Origin of the sequence: Pseudoalteromonas sp. HM-SA03 (assembly GCF_002289345.1) — a bacterium.
In the GTDB taxonomy this organism is placed as follows: Bacteria; Pseudomonadota; Gammaproteobacteria; order Enterobacterales; family Alteromonadaceae; genus Pseudoalteromonas.
Genome location: NZ_NSDG01000076.1, coordinates 1 through 24,436, shown reverse-complemented (window position 1 = coordinate 24,436; position 24,436 = coordinate 1). Strand labels below are relative to the sequence as shown.

The window sequence follows — 24,436 nt, the reverse complement described above, 5'->3', positions numbered from 1 at the left end:
TTTTTATTGTTATAGAGTTTCGGCGGAGCATAGTGTGCTCCGCGAATATAAAATTATAACCAACGGATGATTGTACTTAACGTGTGACTTTCACCCGGTGCAAGTTGCACTGCATCGTCCATTACGTTACAAGCCTCTAAGCACAACATCTTGTGGTATTCATCATCATTAAAGTTGCTTAAACGCTGTGACTTTTCAATCCATGGGTTCCAAAGCACACAAGAAGTTGAGTTTTCACGTTTTACTTCAATAATGCCCGCAGGCGTGTTGATGGTTTGCACTGGGCTTGCTTGGGTGTATACCATATCGGTTTCGCGGGCAAAGCCAACTACTTCGGTTTGCTCAAATGGACCTTCATCAAACTCGATATATTTCGCGCCTTGTAACCCGTCTACCGTGGTATTACTTACTTCTGGCGTTGGGAAATACGTATGTAAGGCTTGCGTTAGCGTAAATGACGCATCACCAGTATTGATATTCGTCAGTCGCACTTCAAGCTTGTCCGATAACACAAACTCGACCTCTAATTGTGACGTGTGTGGCCAGTATTGCGCTTCAACTAAGGTCATCGGTAGTGTGAGTTTAACGGTAATTTCATCGCTTTTTTCTTCAACGCTGTGCGCACGCCAAAGTAGCTTGCGAGCAACCCCATGAATTGGCCAATCCACTTTGCTATGGACACCAAACCAAGGCCAACAGATTGGAATACCACCGCGTACTGGCTTGCCTTCAAGGTAATCTTCCGCCTCAGAAACCCAAATTAAATTGCCTTTTCCTGCTGGTGTAAACTCGGTAAGTTGCGCGCCCTGCAAAAAGATCTTCGCTTGGCAAAATGCACTGTCGACCCAAATATATTCAAGTCCGGACTCGGTGCGCTCAATTGAAACTGAAGGTGATAATTCCATGGTGATTCCTACGTCAACTCAATGATATGCCTACCTTACCACTTAAATACTATGAGTAAACTGTTATCCATCCAATTTGAAACTTATTCAATTATACCAATGCAGTAGCACCGTGAGAGTGTTGCTCTCACGGTTTATGGAACTTAAAGATCGGGCTAAAGTTACACTTTAAATTTGCCCACAAGCTCTGTGAGTGTGCTCGACAATGAATGTAATCTCACGCCATTTTGATTGGTATTCACAGCGATATCACTCACGCTATCCGCAGCATTTTTAATTTCCACCACGTTGCGATTAATGTCTTCAGCAACATGTTGCTGCTCTTCAGCTGCCGTGGCGATTTGCGTGTTAAGGTCGCTAATATTGACAATCGCTTGGGTAATTTCACTAAATTGTTGTTGCGCTGAGTTTGTCAGTTCAACCGTTTGCTCCGTTCGCGTTAGGCTGCGCTTCATTTCTCCCGATACCATTTCTGTCATCTTTCTAAGCTTATCAAGCTGAGAAGCGATTTCTTCCGTCGATTCAGAAGTACGCTGCGACAACGCTCGTACTTCATCGGCCACAACGGCAAAGCCACGGCCATGTTCACCTGCGCGTGCCGCCTCTATTGCCGCATTTAACGCTAAAAGATTAGTTTGTTCCGCTATGCCTCGGATCACGCTGAGTATCGACATAATATTTTCGCTTTCGGTGTCGAGCTGCATGATATCTGCGGTTGCCTTATTGATCACTTCAGATAATGTTGTGACGCTCTCGACTGACTCTGTGATCACCCTTTGGCCCAGCTCAGAAGCTTGCTGAGTTTGTCCGGCCAGCTCAGCCGCATTGGCGCAGCTTGCCGCCACTTCGTTTGCGGTTGCCGCCATCTCATTAATTGCGGTGGCAGCCATTTCAAGCGCTTGTTGTTGTTGACTGGTAGCGCCCGTGAGCTGATCAGACTGCAAAGCGGTTTGTCGTGAGGTTTCATTAACTTGCTGCGCACACTCATTGATTTGCGTCACCAACTCAGCAATGAGATTTAAAAACAAATTAAAGCTCGTCGCCAGTTTGCCTGTTTCATCCTGAGCTTTAATGTCTAAACGCTGCGTTAAATCACCACCGCCTTGCGAAATTTCAGTTAAACCGTCACTCACTTCTACAATGGGCGCTGAAATCAACTTAGAAATATAACTTGCTAGTATCAAAAATACAGTGATCAGGACGGCACTTAGAATCAATATCGTCAGTGTCATCGCATTAGCTGCGGCCATTACCTCACCTTTTTCAACTAAACCAATAAACTTCCAACCTAATTTAGGGGCTGTATAGATGTTGGCAAAATAGTCTTGCCCGTTAATTTCGAGCTCAAATAGCCCGTCTTTATTTTGAGCCAATTCACGATATCGGCCGTTAGCAATGTCTGCCAACTTTTTAAATCTATGCTCGGAGAACTTGGCATCGACCAGCACATTTCCGGTGTCTTCTACCAGCATCAAATAACCAGTCTCGCCTAATTTGATATTACGAATGATTTTGGTCAGCCCTTGCAGTGACACATCCATCCCCTGGACACCCACAGTTTGGCCATTGGCCGTTACCGCTTTTACCGTCGACATAATCACCATATCATCCGCGGACCAATAATAGGCACTAGTACGGATCGCCTCGCCATTTCCTGATTGTCCTGTTTGATACCAAGGACGCTCCCTAGGGTCATAGTTTGCATTCACTTCACCTATGGGCCATTGAATATAGCCACCTTGCTGATTTCCCATATAGATATAGGCAATACCGGGGTGCGTGTTACCAAAGTGCTCAAATAGCGAATAGGCTGCTTGCTCTGTTTTGCTTCCTGCTTTCGAATTTAGTCGAGTGGTGCTGGTTGAATCCATATAAGTTTTCACGTCTTGCTGCGCACTCAATACCTGTGCATGGGTTGCTAAATAGTCTACGTTTTTTGCAATTTCATCAAAAAACATCTGGATACCATTCTCAATCTGTAGCGCCTCTCGATCACTTAACTCCGAGAAGGTCTCTACCCCCTGCTGCCGTGTTTGACTGATAATAAGCCCCGCGATGATTAACAAAGGAAGCGCGATTGCCGTTGCGAAAGACAACTTTAATTTTTGCGATATATTCATGAATAAACACCATTTCACAGATAGTAAAAATATAGTGAGGGATAGGCTATTGGGCAAGAATGACATACAAATGTGATCACTTGTTCGTCTTATATTCATCTTAGGTATGGTTAAATATCGGGTAACTTTGAGGTCAGATAGGCCACAGTGTTACTATGGATAATTCAATCAAGGACCATAAAATTTATCTGCTTTCTGCAATGATAGATTTGGTGGTCTACAATTTGTAAGAGGTTTTTGCGCTCAACCATTTAACAACGGGACAACTATGTTAAAACTTTCAACCATCTCACTCGGATTAGGTCTAGTACTTTGCTCTAATTCAGTGCTTGCCGAAAACTCAGAAATTGACGCATTAAAGCGCCAATTGGCTGAACTTCAGAAGAAACTCACGCAGCTAGAACAAAAAGAGCAGGCGCGAGCACAACAGGAAAAAATCGCTAAGGCTGAAAAAGCCGAAGCAAAAGCTGAAACTAAAACTCAAGTTGCAGCAGCTGAAACAAAACCGGCCATCAAAGTCGGTGGCGCGATCAGAACAAACTACAGCCATACGTCTTATGACGATGACAACAAAAACCGTGGTGGCGATTTTGACTTCGATATTTTCAGATTGAACTTTTCTGGCAATGTCGGTGGCTTTGGCTTAAATGCTGAAATCCGCTTTTTCGACTATATGACTGCGGTAAAATATGCTTACCTAGACTATGACTTTGCCGACCATTGGCAAGCTCAGGTTGGTATGACTAAAGTACCTTTTGGTAACTCACCTTACAATTCACACAACTGGTTCTTTAACACTACCTATTATATTGGTCTTGAAGACGACCACGACATGGGGGTGGTATTTAAACGTAAAGTGGCGGACAACTGGCAGCTTGACCTTGGCTTTTTCAAAAACGATGAGCTAGGTGGTGTCGATGGTTACGTGGATAATCGCAGTGATCGTTACTCTTATGACGTGGTGGGTTTCCGTAAAGCGGGCGATGGCGTTTATGACGACCCAACGCAACCAATCGGCGAATACAACACCTTTGTTGGTCGTTACGCGTATCATATCGAGCACAACGGCGGCACAACTGAAATTGGCGTCTCTGGTCTTGCCGGTGGCCTTCACGATGGTAACGACCGAGCAGGTGATTACAACGCGTGGGCACTGCATTTAAATAGCAACGTTGGCCCTTGGAACTTACAGCTACAACACGGTGAATATCATTACGATATTGATGACGTAAACCGTATGGCGGTAGGTGCTTATGCGTTTTATGATTCCATCGCAGCAGAAGCCACCATGTCGAACTTTAATGTAGCGTACAACCTGCCAGTTGAGTTCGGTCCAATTACCGATCTGCAATTTTATAACGACTTCGGTATTATTTACGACAAATCCGATAACACTGAAGACACTTGGATGAATGTCACTGGTGTGTCACTCGCTGCGGGGGCATTCTTCACCTATGTTGATTTAGTTCACGCGAAAAACCAGCCGTTTATTGGTGGTTCAATCGCAGGCGATAGTGACGAAAGCGAGCGTCGCTTCAACATTAACTTCGGTTATTACTTTTAATCTAAGGGATTAATCTTAGGTATTAAATCAAAAAGGCGATGCGCTTGTTGGCGCATCGCCTTTTTATTACCTTACTTTCTGAAATACCAATAAGATCAGCCTTTACTCTGTGGTTGCCCTCCAACCAAGGCGCTCCGCTTCAGCGGCGGCAAATTGAGGTAAGTCTGCGGCGATAAATTGTTTGTGCAGTATTTGCACACCAAGCAAGTGATTGATCACAGCATCGAGTTGCACTTTGAGTGAATCATCGGCGTCTGGCGATTCATGTAACTCAAATAGCGCATTTACCGCTTCAAAGTCTAATAAACCAGCGGCTTCTACAGCTTGTCTAGACAAGTATTTATCGGCCAGCACGCGCATTGCTGCCCACTTCTTCTCATCCGAGTGCGCCGGTGGTGCCATAAAAGCAAACTTTTCTCGTTCATACAGTACTTCTGGCAGCAGCCCTTTCATCGCTTCACGTAACACATACTTTTCTTTACGATCTTTAATGCGATATTGCGGGGGAATGGTAAAGGCAAACTCTGCGAGGTGATGATCTAAAAAGGCAGGCCTTGCCTCCATCGAATTGGCCATGTCGACCCTATCACCGCCCCAAGTTAATATTTGCCCCTCAAGCATGGTTTTAATCCACACATACTGGGCTTTGTCGAGTGGATGGCGGGACTCTAACATGGCATCATCTAAAGTCTCAGCGATTGCTTTGCCTGCGTCATAACCCGTGAGTATTTCTCTGTGTTCGGCGGCTATGAGTTGATGGGCAAAGTGACTGCATGACAGCCAAGGCTGCAAACAACTTGGTGTGAAACCAACCACCTCATCTAATGCTGCACTATCGTATTGCTCACGGGAAAGCATAGCCCCCTTAAACAACTTATTGCTGTCTTCCAGCATAGTTTGCCACTGGGCTTTTTCGGTGTCATCAAGTTCATCTAAGCCATATAAAAACAGGTCTTTTCTAAATGCTGGATAACCCGCAAAAAGCTCATCGGAGCCTTCTCCGGTCATCACAACTTTATAATTAGACTCATTAACTTGCTGACTCATCAAGTATTTCGCAACACCAAGCGTGTTATAAATGGTTCGTTCGGTATGCCATAAAGTTCGCTCGAAATGGCCATATAGCTCGTCACCGCTTAACGACATAATATGATGATCGGCCTTGGTGGCTTGCGCCATCTGTTTTGCAATCGGCGTTTCGTCGTACTCAGCACTATCAAAGCCTATGGTAAAGGCCTTAATTGGTGCTTGTGCCGCAGCTGAAGACAAACCCAAAATAGCGCACGAGTCTATGCCACCACTTAAGTAACAACCTACCGGGACGTCCGCGGAGAGTCTCAACTGCACCGCTTCTAACAGCTGTTTGCGCACGCCATCAATGTAGTATGCTTCATCTTTGCTATTTAAATACGCTTGCGCCGTTGGAAAGTGAACATCCCAATAAGGTCTATCTTCAATGCTAAAACCTTGTTCGCTTCTGGTGATGCTAACAACATGTCCAGGTTTGATTTGATGTACATTCGCAAACGCCGTGCTGCCGGGTACCATGACTTGGATCAGTTGATGAAATAGACCTTCACTTGAGAATCGGCGCTTAACTTTAGGATTGGCAAACAGCACCTTCAGCTCTGAGCCAAACACAATTTCGTCTTTTGTTTGAGTGTAGTACAAAGGTTTAATACCAAAGCGGTCTCTCACCAAGTGCAACGTATCAGTTTGTTGGTCATACAACGCAAACGCAAACTCACCGCGCAGATGCGTCAGCATCTCATCTAGGCCAAGCTGCTGATATAAGTGCATAGCAATTTCTGAGTCGCTTTTACTTTGGAACCTTGCCCCTTTTGCTACCAGCTCAGCTCGGATCCGCGCGTAATCGTAAAACTCACCGTTGTGCGCCAACATTAGACGCTTATCAGAACTAATAAAGGGCTGCCGCCCTCGTTGCTCGTCGAGGTCGATTATCGACAGTCTGGCGTGACTAAATCCCACGCCAGCCATTTGTTTATAGCCAAAACCATCTGGGCCACGATGATGTTGAATGGCTGCCATGTTTACTAATAATTGATTATCTATTTGTGTTTGCGCTTGCGTTGAAAAAATACCAGCAATTCCGCACATAATATCTCCCTAAATCACATCCATCACAGTACTGGCGCGCTGCACCATACAGGTCAATAAGGCTTGGCGTAAAAAGACGGCACCACGTGCCTGACTAAAATACCAATTGTGTGGCGTGGCATCTAAACTGGTACACAGCTCTTCACCTCGAGCCAGAGGATGAAGCACTATCGCATCGGGCTTAAAGGAGGAATCTGCGCTCAATTTAAACGACTTTCCATAGGTTTCGAAGCTTTCACCAACCCATGCGATGGAATTGATATACACCACATCAAGCTCAGGTAAAACGGCGTTCAAGTCATGGCCAATAGATACCTTAACCCCCACCTCCTCTAGCTGGGCTAATTGCTCGCTCGACACTGCTTCCTCGACACTCTCGTCGTAGAGCAGGAATATTTCGTCCACAATGCGCGGAAAATGCGTAAACATTTTCAGCAGGCTACGCACCGTACGCATTTGGCTCGGCACGCCAATCACGCCAATTTTTATAGGACTAAAGGCTTCGCTGTCAGGGAGTAATAACGACGGCCGCCATTTGAAGATAGTGTAGAGATCAGACATTGCTTGTGTTGGGTGCTCATCAATGCCATTACCAGCGTTGATAATTGGGATCCGTAGGCTGTGGATCATCTCTTCAATAGACTCCACAGAGGTGTCACGTAAAACGACACAATCGCCATAATTATTGAACATCTCGGCGACATCTTGCAGCGACTCCCCTTTCGCAATGCCCGTTGAGGAGCGATCGGTGATCGACATAATATCGCCCCCCAGGCGGTGCCATGCACTTTCAAACGACAGACGGGTGCGAGTGCTGGGTTCATAAAACGCACTGATCAAAATTTTGCCACTAAGCGGCGAGCTGAACCTTGCAGGGTTACTTTCATATTTCGCGGCGAGGCGGAATAGCTGGATCAGCACGTCTCGGTCAAGGTGGTCGACACTGATAATGTGCTTATTCTCCAAACAATGCAGCCTGTCCCCGTCTTCTTGTATCGCTCTGAGTAATGCTTTGGGATGCGCATCCCCGTAAACATCCGGCTGCGCTCGATTAAACTCTACTTGCTGCGCACTTACCATAACTGCCTCTTTTTAAAATCAATAAGGAACATAACGACAAGGACAACAGGACATAAACAACTGAGCACTATGGCCAGCCAAATTAAACTAGAAAATGCGCCCAATGAGATCATACATCCTCCACTTTGCTTTGCGTGCCCAACGCTTGCCAATGGAATGATTGCTGACTAAAACGCCAAGCAATCACACAAATTAATAACGACACCGCACAAGAAACTAATGCAGCGACATAAAAGCCAATATAAAAATACCCAATAAAGCCAGATAGCGTGCCAAGCAACATAGCCCAGCCAGCGCTATTTCCCGTCATTCGCGCAAAGTACAAACCAAATACGATAGGCCAAATGGTGCTGGCGACGAAGGCACCAGCGAAGTTCAACAAGGCACCCAGCGTGGCGATTTTTGGTAAACACAAAAGCCAAGTTACTACACCTAAGATGACAATGATCCACTTAGCACTTTTTAAGCGTTCACTATCGCTCGCCTTTGGTTTGATGTATTGTAGATAAATATCTTGATTGATGAGATCTGACGTTGCAGCAAGCAAGGAGTCCAAACTCGATGCCAGCGCGGAGAACACCACAATGAACAGAATGATCGAGCCGGTATAGCCGAGCACTTGGCTTGCAACTAAGGGTCCCACCATATCGGCGCTAGCGGGATACAAACCTAAACTCGGCGCTGCCAGCGCAATAAACCCTGTCACGATGGGGATCGGTAGCCACAGTAGTCCTGCGATAAAATACGCCTTTTTGCCCACCCCACCTTTAAATGCAAACGCCCTTGACCACCATACGTTGCTGTGAAAAATTTCTCCTAAACCAAAAAAGATATTGTTGAATAAAAACATCACAGCGGCAGGAAAAAGCAGGTCGAGTAGCTTGGGGTGGTCGCTACTGAGTTTTTGGTGAATTGGTTCAAGCCCAACATTCATCGCCACGACAATGGCAATTCCGACGACACCGGCCAAAATAATAATGGCCTGTAGAAAGTCCGTGGCGATCACCGCTTTTAGACCGCCAAAGAGCGTGTAGACCACACACATCAGTAGAATTATTGACATACCAAGGTAATAATCTAAGCCACTTAGGGTGTGTAGCAAAATGCCACCGGCCATGCCTAGGCTAACGAGCCAGCTCATGGCATACACGAAAGAGATCAGCAAAAAAATCCACCAAGAGAAACGCCCAAACCGCAACCGCATAAAGTCGCCACTGGTGTAGCCGTGGGGTAGTAAAGTTTTGATGCGTTGGCTCAGCGGCGCAAATAGCAGCAATCCGAATGCAGCACAGGCGTAGCCTATCATGCCCCAAATACCAAACTGATAAGTGAGCTGTGGCGCAACTAAAGTGGTGTTACTGGTGACCCAAGTTGCCATCGCAGTGGCGCAAGCAAAAGCCAATCCGACATTCCTACCGGCCAGCGCAAATTCATTATGTGACTGCACGCGCCTGCCAATCCACCAGCCAAAAAATACCCATAGCAAAGCAAACGCTAGGGCGAGACCGAGCGCCAATGAAGCATTTATCATACGCTTTCCTTATCGTGCGCTTGCTTATTGCCTACCACAATCATCCCTACAAGCAGCACAAATAAGCACAAGCCCAGTACAAACAGTGCAAGCGCCAACGTTAACTGATGATGTTTGACTGTAAATGAGACCGACGTTTGTGCCGAATTAGCTGAAGGGTTATCTAAGGTTGCAAGATAATCACCATCAGCCAAGCCACTAATGGTTACCGCTTGTTGAGTCGGCTTAAGCGAAAGGGAAAGGGAGTAAGGTTCTGAAAGACGTTGAATGGATAGCTGAGTTGATTGCTGTAGAGGGGGACCTGTACGCTCAATGTGTAGCGTAATAAACCCAGCAGTCACGACCTCATCGCTCACCCTCAGCGAGGCGGCAAGCCCATTAAAGCTTGCAGCAACTAAGACTAAGGTTACTACTCGGGCGATCCACATCCTCATAATCCCTAACTACGGTTATCCAAGCCTGAATTCGCCGCAAGTTTTGCTATCCACGTTATTCTAGTAGTAACAAAGACTAGCCCAAGGATCAAATTTGTCTAGTAAACCGACACTCAATTTGTTCCTCACTTTACATTTATTCTTTTGTTTTTATTGCTCTTTTTTGAACACATTGCAGCAGTAAATTACTCCCAGCTTCAACATCATGCCAATGACTCCATTCGTCTGGCGCATGGCTAACGCCGTTAAGTGATGGAATAAATATCAGCCCCGTGGGACACACTTCTGAAAAAAACTGGCTATCGTGACCAGCACCACTTGGCATGATTTGATAATTCAAGGACAAGCTCTCTGCCTGCTGACTAATAAATTCCACCATCTCAGGTGTGCACTTCATTGGAGACAACCAACTCACCTGCTCGTATTCAAACATTAAATGATGCTTTCGAGCGATGGCTGAAAGCGCTTTACGACAGGCAATTTCAAGGTTCTCCATCACCGTTTCGTCCATATCACGTGCGACGATGGTGAAATCCACTTCTCCAGCAATCGTATGTGCAAAACCCGGCTTTAATTCTGCCTTACCGACGGTAATCCTCGTGGTATCCGTACCATCTTCTGCAATAATGCGATCTAACTGGTAGGCAAAATCAGCCAGTCCCATAAAGGCGTCGCTACGCATCTCCATGGGCGCAGTACCTGCATGGTCGGCCTTCCCAATCAATTTGACTATCCATTTAAATACCCCAGAAATCCCTTCTACCACACCAATCTGAATGCCTTTTTGATCAAGTACTGGTCCCTGTTCAATATGTAATTCAAAAAAACTATTTATTTGCTCAGGTTCTAGTCTTGCATTCAGTGCATCCATAGGGTCTAACCCCTGCGCACGCATAGCATCGCTAAGCATACAACCATCTGCATCATGACTTGTGAGTAATTGGTGAGGCGTTAATTTTCCAGTAAGCGCTTGCGCCCCTATCATGCCGCCAAAGCGCCCCTCTTCTTCACTGGTACCGATGACCCAAATCGGCCTATCTAATTGCACATTGTGCTCTTTCAAAATACGAATACACTCAAACCCCGCAATGACGCCCAAGGTTCCATCAAACATACCTCCCGCTGGTACACTATCGAGATGAGAGCCAATTATCACTGCGGGTTTTACTGCAATATCTGGGCTGGTCATTTCAATAATCACATTGCCAGCGCCATCCATGCGACTCACAAATCCTTCGCTTTGTGCGCATTCCATCAGCCAGTTACGCGCTGCAAAATCCTCACTACTAAAACCTTGGCGATAAATTCCCTTATCCTCATGGTTATAGCCGAACTCCGCGAGCGCAAATAAGGTAGACTTAAGACGTTCTAAATTTACTTGCATACTTTGCCCCTCAACGTTTCAGTCGCACTACTTCCCTGAACCTGGGATCAGATTCGCTATTTTAAACACTGACGTCCGACTGATAATCTCTTTGCTTTAGCTTAGTTGAAGATTCGCGAATTTCAGCCGCTGTGATATGCTTTTAATAACTGGCTTCTGGTTAACAATGCTGCCTCAGGCCATTGTGATACGCTGTCAGTTCAGAACTCTCGAAATATGAGGATGCCTATGCGTAAAAAAATTCCCTTATTCAATCGTTGTTTTTGGTTGCATGTTGCTGGCATCGTCTTTGTTGGTCTTGGCTTTATCGGCATGGCACTGCCAGTTATGCCTACCACCATCTTTTTTATCCTCGCCCTTGCATGCTTTACCCGCTCTTCTCCTACGTTAGAAAACTGGCTGCTTACCCACCCAAAATTTGGCCCGAGTCTGGTTGCATGGCGACAACATCAGGTGATCCCCATAAAAGGCAAAGTTGGCGCGGCAATTGGCATGAGTGTTGGCTTACTAGCTCTGAGCTTTAGTAGCGCACCTGTTTGGGTAGTGTGGTCTGTCGCGATAACCGAAGCGGGAGTACTTAGCTATATCCTTACGCGTCCATCGGTCATTCCAGTAGACACAAAACAGCCACTTTGAACACAGTGTCTATCGCTTCTAGACTTTATTCGACAAATCAAAAGTAAATTTTGTTCTCAAAGTAGTCGATAACTAGCTTGTCATCGTTAAAGTTACTTAAACCAAGTAGGATAAATGGCTCGCCTTTATATCCAAGCACTTCAAACACAGGCATATCCGATAAGTGACTTTTGGTATTGATGATTTCCTTGTCACCTAAGCTAAAACGCAGTGATTCTATGGCCACCTTTTTAGTCGCTTGGTCGTTTAACCCTCGGCTGATGTCTTCTTCGCCCAGCGTTAATGTTAGTTTATTGGCCAAGTGTGAGTTGATGTAGTTGGTTGGGGCGCCAGTATCAAGCACGGCGTCCACCTCTTCGCCATTAAAACTTGCTGTCAGCTTAATGAAATTGTTATCTATTTTAAAACTTTCACTCTCCAAGCCTTGTGTCACGCTACTTGGGCAAGCCCCTTGATACAAACTCAGCTCATTATTATTAAAATCAAACACATTACAATATTGCGACATATATCCATGCCCCAAAATTCCAGGCAAGACACCTTCCACATCTAAGCGGGTCATATCTTTAAATACATAAGGAAGCGACTCTGCTGCTAAATGACCGACGCTGGTGTGGTCTATTGTTGCCAACACTAGCTCTGAGCTGCCACTTGCGCCTTGTACATCCATTTTGCTTAGCTTATCTTCTGACAAGGCAAGTGCTGCTTTCAGATTAACCGGTAAAATACCAACATTCGCAGCACTGTCTAAAATCATAGGATGGGTAACCGTATGGTTAAGCGTTGCCATTACATAGGCATGACCTTTCTCGGTATATTTCATCGGTAAGGTGAGCGATTGTGGCGCGGTAGACGCGGTGATCCCACAACCAACGGTGGTACATGCCAATGCTGATAAAATAATTGCTCTCATAATCTTGCTCTCAAACTGTTGATGTCGTTGTTGAGCTAACTATGCCGAGCAATTGTCAAGCAATTATCAAGTTAGTCGAGAAAACCTCAGCGAAAAGCTTGCGCCTTGATTTTCAGTACTGGTCACGGTCAATGTCGCGCCCATCAACTCGGCAAGTTGACGGCAAATTGGTAAGCCGAGCCCCAAACTGGATGTGTCATGGCGCGACCCCTGCGCACGATAAAAGCGCTCAAACACCTGCTCGAGTTGATTACACGACATACCTTGGCCGCAGTCAGCAACCGTAATCACCAGTTCATCGTCTTGATAACTGAGCTTTAAGGTCACAACGCCACCATCAGCACCATATTTAAAGGCATTATCTAATAAGTTCACCACTATCTGTCTGACTCTTCCGGCATCAAGCGTCACGATCACACCTTCTTGAATATCTGCGTCCAATTTCACGCCTCGCGCTTCGGCCTGTGCTTGGTAACGCACTAAGGTCGATGTTAACAGCTCAGAGAGATTTACTCGTGTTGATGACAACGTCAGCTGCTTTGACTCGGTTAATGACAACAAACATAAGTCGTCGATAATACGATTGACGTTGTGAAGGTCTTGGCTGATCACCGCTAACTGAGCCTTATCCATCGGGACTATACCGTCTTCCATCGCCTCCAAGCGCGAACGAATGCCGTTAAGTGGTGTTCTAAGCTCATGAGATAAGTCGGAATTCATTTGTTTATATTGCTGATGCAAACCTTGTAGCCAAGCCGCAAGATTATTGAAACTACTGATGATTTCACCCACTTCATCATGACGTTTTAGCGCTAAGCGGGTGTCTAACTCGCCCGACTCTATCGCCTTGAAGCTACGTTTGAGCTGTTTAAGTGGCGACAAAAAGTACCACGACCCCAACCAAGCAAGTAATGCAGCAATAATCGATAAGATGACTAAAGTAAGCATAAAATCATCCAACATCGCTTGCTGCAGCGCCTCCTTTTCAAACGACCTATCTAGCAATACCTCAGGTAACCAAAACAACTCACCCAGTGGTGATAACACATATTGCGCCTCATTAAATTGCACCACAAACGCCGCGACACCGGGGTGATGGATAGAAAATTGATGACCGGATTTGACCTGCTCATAGTCTATGCTGAGATCGGGGTTGAGGATCTTTACATCCGCTGTTGAGTTAGCATCTCGCCAAATAAATAGCTGCTCAGGAAAGGTTGATGCTAAAAACGTTAACGTCGCTTCTGGGCTCGCAAAGGTGTTGCCAGCCAATGCTTCTTCCACTAAGTCATCATCAAGCAATGAATGACCAAACGTTACCGCACTTTGCTTATTAAATGCTAAAAAAGTGCGCTCGGCTGAGTTTTTAGATAGTTGATAGAAGCTCCCGAGTAGCGCAAAGGTACAAAGCGCCACAAGTAAGGTAAACTTGGTTTTTAGCTTCATGAAGACACCTTACGCGCGATAAATTGATAGCCTTGCCCGTAACGAGTGGCGATAAACTTGGGCTCAGCCTTACTGTCACCTAGTTTTTTACGAAGGTTTGCTAAGTGAGTATCGACTGCCCGATCCGTAATAGGCGCATCACTTCCCCATACTTGTTCGATTAATTGCGCCCGGCTAAATACTTGTTGCGGCTGCTTGGCCATAGCCAGTAATAACTCGAACTCCACCGCCGTTAACGCTGGTGTTTGCTGTGTTACCGTCACCGATTTGCTCTCAAGGTTGATACTTAAGCCATCAAACAACAAAGCGGCACTCTGCTGACCACGATAGCTACGTTTACATAGTGCTTTTGCTCGTGAGATGACCTCTCGTGGGCTGTAAGGCTTGCACACATAATCGTCCGCACCTAGCTCAAACCCCTCAAGACGGTCGGTTTCAGACACTTTGGCGGTCACCATAATGGTAGGAATGTTGCGTGCAACGGCTTCTTTAAGTAACTCACGGCCATCACCACCGGGTAGCATGACATCTAAAATAGCGAGTTGAAATGTTAGGTTCTGTAGGGCTCGGTGGGCATCTGAGGCATTATCGAAATGGACAACCTGCATATCCGCTTGTGCCAGATATAAGCGTAAGATCTCGGCACTGCTTGGGTCATCTTCTACATATAAAACTGTATATTGGTTAGACATAGGGAGGCGCTTTTTGTACTGATTGTAATTATTAGATGTACAATTGTGAAGTACAAAAGTCGCGATGGCTGGAACCTATCGCGACCAAAAGACGATGAGAACAACAATGGGATCTAACTAATTTGCGCGCTTATCAAAGCTCTGATCTCACTCAAGGTGGTTTCTTTTAGTAGCTGTCCATCTTCAAAAACCACTTCTAATAAGCCTTGCTTTTCTTCTTCCTCGGTCACATTGTCCTTGCAGATCAACTCACCGTTTACGCGTTCTACTTTCAGCAGCCCCTTTGCTGAGCGCTTTTTGCTGTCGGTTTTTGGCTCTTTAAAAATTGCCACACGCTGGTTATTTTTAACCACACTAGTTGCTTTTACCGCAGAGCCATGGGTATCGCGGGTGACATATTGGTAACTGTATGAGCCAATGCCAAGCACCACTTTGGACGCAAATCCTTTATCCATCAGTCGCTGTAGAATTTGACGCTGACGCTCAAGGGTAATTGCATCGCCATATATTGCGCCAATATGCTCATCTAGCAATTTAAAGCCTTTATCAGTCACAGTGCCACCAAAGGTATCCCAGAGACATTCAATCAGTCCTTTTACTTCACACTCCTGCAGCAGCGTTGGGTGTGGTTCGACTGAATAGTAATTTCCCTGCCAACGATACGCTTCAAAGCCATCTGTCATCGCCATTTCTTGCGCTTGCTGCTGAGAGTCAACCAACTCGCTATATTCTGATACTGGTGAGACACAATACCCAGTCAGGATTTTCACCGGATCCCCGGAGTCTGGACGGATCACCACAGTGCCATCACGCGCCATGATCTCTGCTTTTAATGCTGGTAAATACTCAGTGACTAGCTTCCAAAAATCCCAAGTATCAGAGACCACACTGAGGATCCCTGTCGGTGACTGCTCACGCATCAAATATTGGAAAAACTCGATTTCACCTTCTTGGATCCAAGAACAGGTTACTGAGTGCTCGGTTGCATCTACTGAGCAGCCAACCAGCTCTTTGTCGACATCTGCGCCATAGTACTTTTCAGCAAATAGTACCGCAGGGATAGTATCCGTCCCTACAAGGCCGGACGCGAGGTGACCAAAACCACTCATAGCCGCAGCGTGCTTACCAAACATGCCACGAAAACTAAAATCATGACCCTGAAACGGCACGATCTCCTGAGGTAAACCGGTTTGTTGAGCAAACTCTCGAAACACTTTTAAATATGCAACTGAGGTGGTAGCGCTCGTTTGGATTGGCCAGTTTTCGCAGCTTAATACCGTCTCAATCATATTGGTTAGCCATTCAAATCCAGGCTTGGTATTGACCACAGTGATGGGCGGCACCTGATACGGCACTAAAGTCCCTTCTGGCAGCGCTTTAATCCTCAGCGGTAAATAGCCTAAGTCGTGTAGCGCCTCGAGATAACCCACATCCACCGGATAGCCCAACATTGCTGTCATGATCCGTCTATGATTTGCCACAGCGGTGTGCTTGTCTGCTGCGAAAAAGTCTTGCCACTCTTCTTGTAAGTAACTTTTGATAAAATACTGCAGCCCCACAAAAGCCACTTTATCGTTATTTGCAACATTGCTTAGTTTGCCGCTGCGCGAGGTAAAGTTTGCATAAACCTCTGTCACTTCAGGGTGATATGCGCGGCTGTGAAATTCTTTGTACACGTCTTTTTGCATACTTGCTGCGGTAATTGTCATGGCTATATTCCTTATAATTCAATCATGTTGAGTTGCACATCGTGGTGTTCGACCAAGTCGTCTTGATCACGGCACGAATTAGTCGTGTAAACGGTATCTATCAGTCCACTAAAAACGCCTAATCCTTGAGAGAAAATACCGTGTGTTACGTAAAGCGCAATTGAGTTAGCGCCTTGTGCTTTTAGTACCTTAGCAAGTTCGGTGAAGGTTCTACCACCATCGCAAATATCATCAACGATCAGTAAATCTTTACCTTTTACCTCACCAAGTACCTGCGTTTGTACAATTTCACCCGTTTTAAGATTTCGTACTTTTTGTGCTTGGATAACCTCAACCTCACCACCAAAATGCTGCGCAATTTTCAGTGTTTTTTTACTCGCTCCAGCGTCTGGTGAAACTAAACTGAGTGCACCGCACTGCAACTGTTGCTGTAAAGCCGGACACTGCGATATCAATGTCGTTTGCTCAACATTCTCCACTCGCTCAAGGAGTGCAGGTACAACGTCGCTATGTGCATCCCACACGGTGACTTTGTCTAGCGCCAGTTGATTGATAAGTGACGCCATCACTTTTGCACCTAGCGCCTCACCCGTTACACATACTCTATCTTGGCGCGCGTAGGGGAAATAGGGTAACACTAATTCTATTGGCGTCCGCGCCAAACAAAGTCGCTTCAATGCATCCACCGCCATCAGTAAACGCATGATATGAGAAGAATTGGTCACTCTGGCTGTGATTTGAACTTTTTCGCAATCACGGAAATCAAATGCCTTGAAACGAATATGCTCCTCCCCACCAGAGAAGGTAAATGCTTCATATTGAACATCTTTTTTGTTTCCAGAGAATTCATAACTCGTGACTTTCATAACCTTTCCTTAATAATGTCCCTAAGACACAAATAAGGTATCAAACATTTTTTGATCAATCAATAACTTTATGTCTAAAAGACATTTAATGTTTATTTTTAACATGAGGATATTCAGTATATTTGCCATACTGACTACAATTGTTTATTGTGTCTAAAAGACACAAACTAAAAATATCATGAGCCCTGATTACGATTTAACCCAATACCAAAACCCACTGTTCACGGTAGACAGCGTGTTATTTACAATTTTGCAGGACAGCTTAAAAGTGCTGCTGGTGAAACGCGCTAACGCTCCCTTTAAAGGCCGCTGGGGATTACCTGGAGGGTTTGTTGATGTTGAGCTGGATGACAACACGGATATGAGCGCACTGCGTAAGATCAAAGAGAAAACCAGTGTTGCCCCACAATATCTAGAGCAACTTCAGGCCTTTTCTGGGATCAACCGTGATCCGCGAGGCTTTAGTGTCACCTTGGTTTATTACGCCTTGATTTCACCTCAGCAAGTGGCAACGCAAATAGACTCGGTAGATGATGTGAGATGGGTGGATCTTAGCGAGATCCCAGATCTTGCCGTGGCTTTTGATCATAAGCATATTATTGAAAAGGCCAAGGCAAGGCTGCAGCAAAAGGCGTTATATTCCATGATCCCGGTTTATTGTTTGCCAGATCAATTTACCATTGGACAACTCAAAACCGCCATCGAGGCTATTATCGCCAAACCCATTCAGCGCAAGAGCTTGGTAAGACGCATTGAAGCCTCAAACATGTTTGAAGCACTGGATGAAAAGGTCAAGTCAGGCGGACGTTTAGCACAGCTCTATAAGCTAAAGCCTGATGTCGATATCGTGCATTTTGAGCGCAATCTGAGCTTAGGATAAAATGCGGTTGTGCGGTGTTCATTACAGAGCTATCGCTGCCCCTTGCAGATAATCAAGCTCCTGACACCGCATTTGCAGTAACTCAATAAAATCTCTGGTATGAGTCGGTGGAGTTCGTTGATTTGGCCAAAGTGCGTAGATGCTGCGAATAAATTGGCAGTCACCGATATAGCTAAATGCGGTTTCAGATTGCGCTGCCAACGCTGCAATTTCTGTCATCGGCAAGACACCAGCACCGTTAGCCGAGCCTACCAATTTACGCACTAAGGTAATATCACCCACATAAGAGACGTGACTAAACTGTGCCAGCAGTGCTCGCCACGCATCGGTTGCGGGCAGTTGCGATGCTTTAAAGGGCAAAAACAGGGTTTGTGTAGTCGCAATTTCCTTGGCGACCACCGCTCTTACCGCAATTTGCCCCAGCCGCTTTTGATAGACGCTTGAATCATCCAGCTCCCCAACTCGGACGGTTAAATCAAACCGCTTTTGGCTGAGTAAGGCCACACTATTAGCAGGCTCCACATGCAATTGGATCTCAGGATGCTGGGCCTGAAACGATTGCAGCGCATTATACAAAGGACCAATCATTAAGTTTTGCGGACATAACAGGTGAAAAGTGGAGGCTTCTAGTGTTGATAGCGCCTCACTTTGCGCTTGCAAGGCGAGCAAAGACTCCGCCATTTTATCCACCACCGCCTGACCATGATTCGTTAATGTAAGTCCTCTGGCGCTACGCAGTAAGAGCGGGTAACCGAGTTTGTCTTCCAGCGCTAACATCCGCTTAGATAAGGTCGGCGCGCCTATGCCAAGGTCTTCTGCCGCCTTGGCAAAACTTCCTCGGCGGCTTACCTCAACAAAGAGTCGTAAGTCATCTAGCATGGTTATCTCCGCAATCTTAGCTTTCCATTTTTGCCATTCTGATCGGCTGGCAACTCCCTACAATCATACCAACAGCCAGAGGAGGAAACATGCAAAAACTCATTTTTACATTACTGCTGTCATTGTGCCTGTCGTTTATGGTGTCTGGATGGGTCACGTACATCAATTTAGGATTAGTGGCAGACTTTACTACGCGATGGGCGCATGCCTTTGCCAATGCTTGGCCGGCCTCGTTCATCGCCTCCTATGTTTTATCAGCCCCAGTTACCGCCGTTACTAAACGCATTATGGAGAAATACCATGGCCAACAGCCACAATAACGTCAACTTTATCGCCCATATCACACCTAAAACCGAGCACTATCAAGATTGTATTAACGCAATCCAAGAGATCTTGCCAGCCACTCGAGCAGAAGCAGGATGTTTACGCTTTGAACTTTATGAAAGTGAAAACCGCACCCAGCTTACCTTAGTTGAGCGCTTCGTCGATCAAGCCGCGTTCGATTTTCATCACCAGCAAGCTTACACCAAACGGGTATTTACACTGTATCAAGGATGGTTGGCAAAAGCGGTGGATATTATTGCCATCAAACCGCTTTAATTTGCACTTTTAACAAGTTAAGCGCTTCTTCATAAGCAATGATAGAAGCGCTCAGCGTTAACTATGTATTTGACGCCAACTTAAACCAAATTTAGCGAGATATTTTTGCAGTCTTGTGGAGTCATTCACCTGTGACTTTTTGGTGCGGCTCACGTTAAACAACTCTCTGCCCGCAGCCGCCATACTTGAGTGGCGAACACAGATAGTAAGTACATAATTTAACTGGTTTATATCAAACGTATCCAAATCGGCAAGTTGTGCTTTGGATAAATACCTATCTAGATTTTTATCTCCCGAAACTTGCTCTCCTGCATACCAATTTTGCTCAAGTCGTTGAATTTCTTCCTGTACGTCGCTAACCGCTATCCGAGAGGAATCCGCCAAAGTGCATAAACGCGTGATAGCTGAACTTAAATCACGAAAGTTTCCCGACCACAAGGCTCGCTCCGACAAGGCAAAACGTTCAAATAACGTTTTTGCTTCTTTATTAAAGCGCACCCTTTCACCCATTTTTTGCGCGTACAAATCTATCTCGTAATCTATATTAGCCGGAATATCTTCCTTACGGTCTTTTAGCGCTGGTAATCGATACGTCCATAGATTGATCCGTGCGAGCAGGTCTTCTCGAAATCGGCCTTTGCTGACCTCTTTAAACAAGTCGCGATTGGTTCCTGCGATTAACTGAAAGTCACTGGTTACGGGTTGATCGCTACCGACTGGGTGAAACGACTTATTTTCTATTGCATGCAATAGCATGGCCTGCTCTTCAAGACCTAACTCACCGATTTCATCTAAAAACAACACGCCTTGGTTAGCTGTGCGTAAATACCCGTCTCGCGCTTGTTGTACCCCTGTGAACGCACCTTTGGTATGACCAAACAATGCTGCCATGGCATTTTCGCCCTTGAGCGTAGCGCAATTTACCGAAACAAGTCCTCCGGCCAGCATCGCCCGCTTTTTCTTTAATTGAAAAATACGTGTTGCCAACTGGCTTTTCCCTGCACCAGTCGGTCCTGTTAGCAACATGGGATCTTTAGCGCGTATCGCCACCTTTTCAACTTGCGTGATCAGCTGGTTAAATGCCTCATTTTTAGTTTGGATCCCACCTTTTAAAAATGCTTTACCCTCTAGGTGCTCACTGTCGAATCGAGTAGCTAGCTGGTCGTATTTGGATAGGTCTAAATCGATTATTTGAACTTGCCCAACCGATTTGTTTTTATTGCTGTTGTCAGGAGAGGTTTGCACCAAGCGGCCAGGAAAATGACGGCTCTCAGTCAATAAAAAGCTGCAGATCTGTACCACATGAGTACCTGTGGTGATATGAAACAGGTACTCACAGTTGTCGGTATCGAATGCTTGAGCTTGGCACCAATCAAAAAGTTTGGCATACATCTCCTCAAAGTCCCATGGGTTACTGAAGTTGAGGTTGTGCAATGTGACTGTCGACTCTGGCGACACACTTTCAATATCAACGGCCACATTGTTGGCCAGCCGTGTACTGTGATTGTCGTGTAATAAATGCAATTCATCAATGACCAGATCAGGTTGGCTACATAGGCTTACATTGGGCCGCCAACGCGCCCACCTATCCACTCGCTTACCAACAAAATCGAGCTGAGTACCAATCAAACTTACTGCTACTGTCTTTTTCAAAATCATATCCATATAAAAATAAACCAAAGACACCCACCACTAATTTGTGCCTTTTTTAAAAGTCGTCTACGCTCTAATTCTGCACTCAAAGGATTGAGGAAAACAAAGGATGGCTACTGCCCGTAAAAACCAAATCAGCTTAACCGACACCAAATATTACCACTGTATCTCCCGATGCGTGAGGCGCGCGTTTTTATGCGGTGAAGATAAATTGACCGGAAAATCCTATGAACATCGCCGTGATTGGGTTGAAGAAAAGCTCCTGATGTTGGCAGCTGCCTTCTGTATTGACGTCTGTGCTTATGCGGTGATGAGTAACCACACTCACCTTGTTCTGCACGTTGATGATAAAAAGGCCAAGCGCTTATCAGATAAAGCCGTTTTAATACGCTGGCACAAGCTGTTTAAAGGTAATTGGGTAACTTGGAAGTTTATCGAGGAAGAGCCTCTAAGCGAGTCGGAGCAGTTGATACTCAGTGAATATGTTACCAAATACAGACAAAGACTGGCTGATATTAGTTGGTTTATGCGGGTACTCAACGAGGATATTGCCCGTAGAACAAATAAAGAGGATGAGTGTACAGGCCGGTTCTGGGAAGGACGATTTAAATCTCAGCCCTTGTTGGACGAAGCGGCATTAGCTGCTTGTATGGCATACGTTGACTTAAACCCTATTCGAGCTAAATTAGCCCCAACACCTGAAACCTCTGAATTTACCAGTATCAAAAAGCGTATCGACCATGCAAGGCAAGGGAAGCAACCAAAAAGCCTATTACGGTTTGCAGGAAGCCCCCGAAAACATATGCCAAAAGGGCTGCCTTTTGAACTCAAGTTTTATATAGAATTAGTTGAGCTTACCGGTCAATGTATTCGCACCGACAAAAGCGGTGCCATCTTTGAGTCTCAACCTATTCTGTCTCGACTAAACATCGAACCTGATAACTGGATGAAGCTCACTACACAATTTTCTCGGGTTTTCCACGGCGCGGTGGGTCGAGAGCAAGTACTCACAGCTTATTGTGGAACCCTTAAAAAACGACGGCGCACAAATCTAGCAAATTGTGCTCGTTTGCTGGCTTAACCAAATAACGCCTTTAGCGATAACCCCTCAAGCTGTGCAAATTACAGCGCCCTTGTCGTGCGTGATACACTAGTTTTAGTGTCGAAAAATAAGCAAACACCAACAGCTACCTTATTTTAGAAGCGCTTTTGATACGAATAATGAACAACCTTGCACAATGCTAAGTCGAAACTACCATAACCATGGTAAGCAAATAGTAGTGGCTGTCAGTATTGTTTGGTGCTCTGCCACATAGCGTTGCACTGTTTGCGTTTGTTCTATTGACTGCTAGTAGCCCAGACCAGTTTTTGGATATTTACTACTACTATTGTATTGCTTTGCTTTTCGTCTTCTTTTTTGCTCAACATGCTATTGATTATAAAAAAGAACAGGAAAAAAGCGGTTTGAGCAAGATCGGGCAGATCGATTACAGCGCATATTGGACGAACATAAAGAACGGGAACAGCCAACTAAAATAAAAATCAGCCATGCTGGAAAAACAGACTTTATATCTTGCGAAGAAATTTGTTTTTGTAAGGGGGCAAGAGATTATGTTGAACTGGTTATTAATAATAGGGGAAGTGTATTGCACCACAACAGCTTGTCTGAACTCGAAAGTACACTTCCTGCCACTTTTTTACGGGTTCATCGCTCGTATATAGTGAATACTCAGTTCATAACATCATTATCCAGAAGCGCATCAGGAACTGGCATTTTACATTTATCGACAGGTGACGAAGTCCCAGTTAGTCGCAGGATCATGCCCAAAGTTCGCGACGCATTAGGTTAGACGGCTATCCAAATTAGACACTATTAGGCCAAAATGCCAGCAAAAAAGCCGTTGCAATTATTGTGTGACTTAGGAATATAGCCTCATCCTAAGCCACAGAAAACATGTGAGAGAGGAATAAAGTTTTATACTAATTGCTACTATCAAGTCCGAATCAAGCTACAACTGAATATTAAAGTATCATACTCGTTGTAACTCACTTCTGGACAGAAATCATTTTTGTTTTGCGATTAAGCCAATGCAAATCGTATTAGGTTGTGTATGGATAGTGCGGCTTTGATGACAAATAATTATGGGTGTCTTTATTACAATATATCAACGTACTAAATACAAAAAAACAGCCAAAAGAAGTGATAACCATAGTAATAGTGACAGTAGAATTGATACAGAATCTGTGACTATCAGAAATAAAAAGCTTCCTAGTAAGCAAAGCCTAATAGCTCTAGCTACATTATCTAATACAGAGATGAATCAGGATGATGAGATCTTCCAGTCAATGGCAGAAATTATGTTTGCTACAGGATTGAGGTTTGATGAGCTAATAACATTAGAAGTTGACTGCCTAAAAGAAAAAGAAGTTGAAGAAGTAAATGTTTTAACAGGTTATACGCAGACGTTTAAAGTTCATGAATTGACTTATAAGGCGAGAAAAGGAGGTGGCTACCGTACAAAAGATATTGCAGAGTCACAGGTTCCCATATTGCAGAAGGGGCTTAATACTGCTAAGAATGGGCTTCAACCAGTCAGAGAAACAATTGTCGAATGCCTGAAAGGAGAGCATGATTTTTTTCCCAGTCTAACCGAAGGTAATGATTTATTTGTTACTGATGTATGGGAGATGTGCGGTTTTCCTAGTAGATCAGTTATGTCTTCTTATTTAAAAAGAAGAGATATAAAACTGAATAAAGTGAGGCATCCAGAAAGCGGAATGCTAGCGTTTACTTTTTCTCCAATTGAATTAAAAAACAAAACTTTAAACTTTGCCAGAGTCTCAGCGCGCAATTTATGGTCACAGATAAAAGATCTAACAGCATCCCCCTCTTTGCAAAATATGTTATTTATCACGCAGAATTTACGTCATCACTCAGAAAAAAGAACAGAGTACTGTAAGCGTCGCCTGAACCACACCTAGCTACTGAATACGCTCAGCCTATAAAGTACAGCTCTGATCTCAAT

At 45.0% G+C, this 24,436-nt stretch carries 22 protein-coding genes; 8 read left to right on the top strand and 14 right to left on the bottom strand.

From position 1 onward, the window contains the following. Nucleotides 1–53: 53 nt before the first annotated feature. Nucleotides 54–905 (bottom strand): D-hexose-6-phosphate mutarotase, encoded by an 852-nt coding sequence (locus tag CKO50_RS14760; RefSeq protein WP_095728776.1) that lies wholly within the window; start codon nt 903–905, stop codon nt 54–56. 161 nt (nt 906–1,066) lie between these two features. Then, a complete protein-coding gene (locus tag CKO50_RS14755) occupies nt 1,067–3,025 on the bottom strand; it encodes a methyl-accepting chemotaxis protein (protein ID WP_095728775.1) in 1,959 nt (652 codons plus the stop codon). A gap of 268 nt (nt 3,026–3,293) precedes the next feature. On the opposite strand from CKO50_RS14755, the gene CKO50_RS14750 reads away from it, so the two are divergent. Then, entirely contained in the window at nt 3,294–4,589 is a 1,296-nt protein-coding gene (locus CKO50_RS14750) for a porin (RefSeq protein WP_095728774.1), read from the top strand. A 102-nt stretch (nt 4,590–4,691) separates the two neighbouring features. Here the strand turns inward: CKO50_RS14750 and asnB are convergent, their stop codons facing one another. The 5 genes from asnB to CKO50_RS14725 form a co-directional block, all read right to left on the bottom strand. Beyond that, on the bottom strand, nt 4,692–6,707 hold the full coding sequence (gene asnB / locus CKO50_RS14745; RefSeq protein WP_095728773.1) for an asparagine synthase (glutamine-hydrolyzing): 2,016 nt from the start codon (nt 6,705–6,707) through the stop codon (nt 4,692–4,694). A 9-nt stretch (nt 6,708–6,716) separates the two neighbouring features. Further along, a complete protein-coding gene (locus tag CKO50_RS14740; protein WP_095728772.1) occupies nt 6,717–7,787 on the bottom strand; it encodes an aspartate carbamoyltransferase in 1,071 nt (356 codons plus the stop codon). 109 nt (nt 7,788–7,896) lie between these two features. Then, complete coding sequence (locus CKO50_RS14735; protein WP_095728771.1) at nt 7,897–9,318, bottom strand: sodium:solute symporter family protein; 1,422 nt, start codon at nt 9,316–9,318, stop codon at nt 7,897–7,899. Continuing rightward, nucleotides 9,315–9,746 carry a hypothetical protein gene (locus CKO50_RS14730; RefSeq protein WP_095728770.1) on the bottom strand — a complete coding sequence of 144 codons (432 nt, stop codon included), beginning with the start codon at nt 9,744–9,746 and terminating at the stop codon, nt 9,315–9,317. Before CKO50_RS14730 ends, CKO50_RS14735 begins: the two co-directional genes overlap by 4 nt. A gap of 142 nt (nt 9,747–9,888) precedes the next feature. Continuing rightward, nucleotides 9,889–11,136: a Zn-dependent hydrolase gene (locus CKO50_RS14725; protein ID WP_095728769.1), complete on the bottom strand. Its 1,248-nt coding sequence runs from the start codon at nt 11,134–11,136 to the stop codon at nt 9,889–9,891. Nucleotides 11,137–11,364: 228 nt separating this feature from the next. Between CKO50_RS14725 and CKO50_RS14720 the strand changes: the two genes are divergently transcribed. Continuing rightward, nucleotides 11,365–11,772 carry a YbaN family protein gene (locus tag CKO50_RS14720; RefSeq protein ID WP_095728768.1) on the top strand — a complete coding sequence of 136 codons (408 nt, stop codon included), beginning with the start codon at nt 11,365–11,367 and terminating at the stop codon, nt 11,770–11,772. Nucleotides 11,773–11,809: 37 nt separating this feature from the next. On the opposite strand, the gene CKO50_RS14715 is transcribed toward CKO50_RS14720, so the two are convergent. The 5 genes from CKO50_RS14715 to prs form a co-directional block, all read right to left on the bottom strand. Continuing rightward, nucleotides 11,810–12,685: a retropepsin-like aspartic protease gene (locus tag CKO50_RS14715; protein ID WP_095728767.1), complete on the bottom strand. Its 876-nt coding sequence runs from the start codon at nt 12,683–12,685 to the stop codon at nt 11,810–11,812. Nucleotides 12,686–12,751: 66 nt separating this feature from the next. Continuing rightward, nucleotides 12,752–14,131, bottom strand: coding sequence for a HAMP domain-containing sensor histidine kinase (locus CKO50_RS14710; RefSeq protein WP_095728766.1), 1,380 nt, complete (start codon nt 14,129–14,131; stop codon nt 12,752–12,754). Then, the gene (locus CKO50_RS14705) at nt 14,128–14,823 is read right to left on the bottom strand and encodes a response regulator transcription factor (RefSeq protein ID WP_095728765.1); all 696 of its coding nucleotides are present in this window, start codon (nt 14,821–14,823) and stop codon (nt 14,128–14,130) included. Before CKO50_RS14705 ends, CKO50_RS14710 begins: the two co-directional genes overlap by 4 nt. Before the next feature lie 113 nt (nt 14,824–14,936). Beyond that, complete coding sequence (locus CKO50_RS14700; RefSeq protein WP_095728764.1) at nt 14,937–16,532, bottom strand: nicotinate phosphoribosyltransferase; 1,596 nt, start codon at nt 16,530–16,532, stop codon at nt 14,937–14,939. Nucleotides 16,533–16,543: 11 nt separating this feature from the next. Then, entirely contained in the window at nt 16,544–17,398 is an 855-nt protein-coding gene (gene prs, locus CKO50_RS14695) for a ribose-phosphate diphosphokinase (protein WP_045987642.1), read from the bottom strand. Between the two features lie 178 nt (nt 17,399–17,576). Here prs and CKO50_RS14690 point away from each other — a divergent pair, with 178 nt between their 5' ends. Continuing rightward, a complete protein-coding gene (locus tag CKO50_RS14690) occupies nt 17,577–18,278 on the top strand; it encodes an NUDIX domain-containing protein (protein ID WP_010376576.1) in 702 nt (233 codons plus the stop codon). Nucleotides 18,279–18,299: 21 nt separating this feature from the next. Here the strand turns inward: CKO50_RS14690 and CKO50_RS14685 are convergent, their stop codons facing one another. Beyond that, a complete protein-coding gene (locus CKO50_RS14685) occupies nt 18,300–19,157 on the bottom strand; it encodes a LysR family transcriptional regulator (RefSeq protein ID WP_095728763.1) in 858 nt (285 codons plus the stop codon). Between the two features lie 89 nt (nt 19,158–19,246). Here CKO50_RS14685 and CKO50_RS14680 point away from each other — a divergent pair, with 89 nt between their 5' ends. Next, complete coding sequence (locus CKO50_RS14680; protein WP_095728762.1) at nt 19,247–19,477, top strand: DUF2798 domain-containing protein; 231 nt, start codon at nt 19,247–19,249, stop codon at nt 19,475–19,477. After that, on the top strand, nt 19,458–19,757 hold the full coding sequence (locus tag CKO50_RS14675; protein WP_095728761.1) for a putative quinol monooxygenase: 300 nt from the start codon (nt 19,458–19,460) through the stop codon (nt 19,755–19,757). Before CKO50_RS14680 ends, CKO50_RS14675 begins: the two co-directional genes overlap by 20 nt. Nucleotides 19,758–19,814: 57 nt before the next feature. Here the strand turns inward: CKO50_RS14675 and rtcR are convergent, their stop codons facing one another. Continuing rightward, on the bottom strand, nt 19,815–21,416 hold the full coding sequence (rtcR, locus tag CKO50_RS14670; RefSeq protein ID WP_255229977.1) for an RNA repair transcriptional activator RtcR: 1,602 nt from the start codon (nt 21,414–21,416) through the stop codon (nt 19,815–19,817). A gap of 103 nt (nt 21,417–21,519) precedes the next feature. Here rtcR and CKO50_RS14665 point away from each other — a divergent pair, with 103 nt between their 5' ends. The 3 genes from CKO50_RS14665 (at nt 21,520) to CKO50_RS14655 (ending at nt 24,392) form a co-directional block, all read left to right on the top strand. Beyond that, complete coding sequence (locus CKO50_RS14665) at nt 21,520–22,491, top strand: transposase (RefSeq protein WP_095728759.1); 972 nt, start codon at nt 21,520–21,522, stop codon at nt 22,489–22,491. 418 nt (nt 22,492–22,909) lie between these two features. Next, the gene (locus CKO50_RS25155; protein WP_176474678.1) at nt 22,910–23,260 is read left to right on the top strand and encodes a LytTR family DNA-binding domain-containing protein; all 351 of its coding nucleotides are present in this window, start codon (nt 22,910–22,912) and stop codon (nt 23,258–23,260) included. A 292-nt stretch (nt 23,261–23,552) separates the two neighbouring features. Then, nucleotides 23,553–24,392: a hypothetical protein gene (locus CKO50_RS14655; protein WP_095728757.1), complete on the top strand. Its 840-nt coding sequence runs from the start codon at nt 23,553–23,555 to the stop codon at nt 24,390–24,392. Nucleotides 24,393–24,436 lie beyond the last annotated feature (44 nt).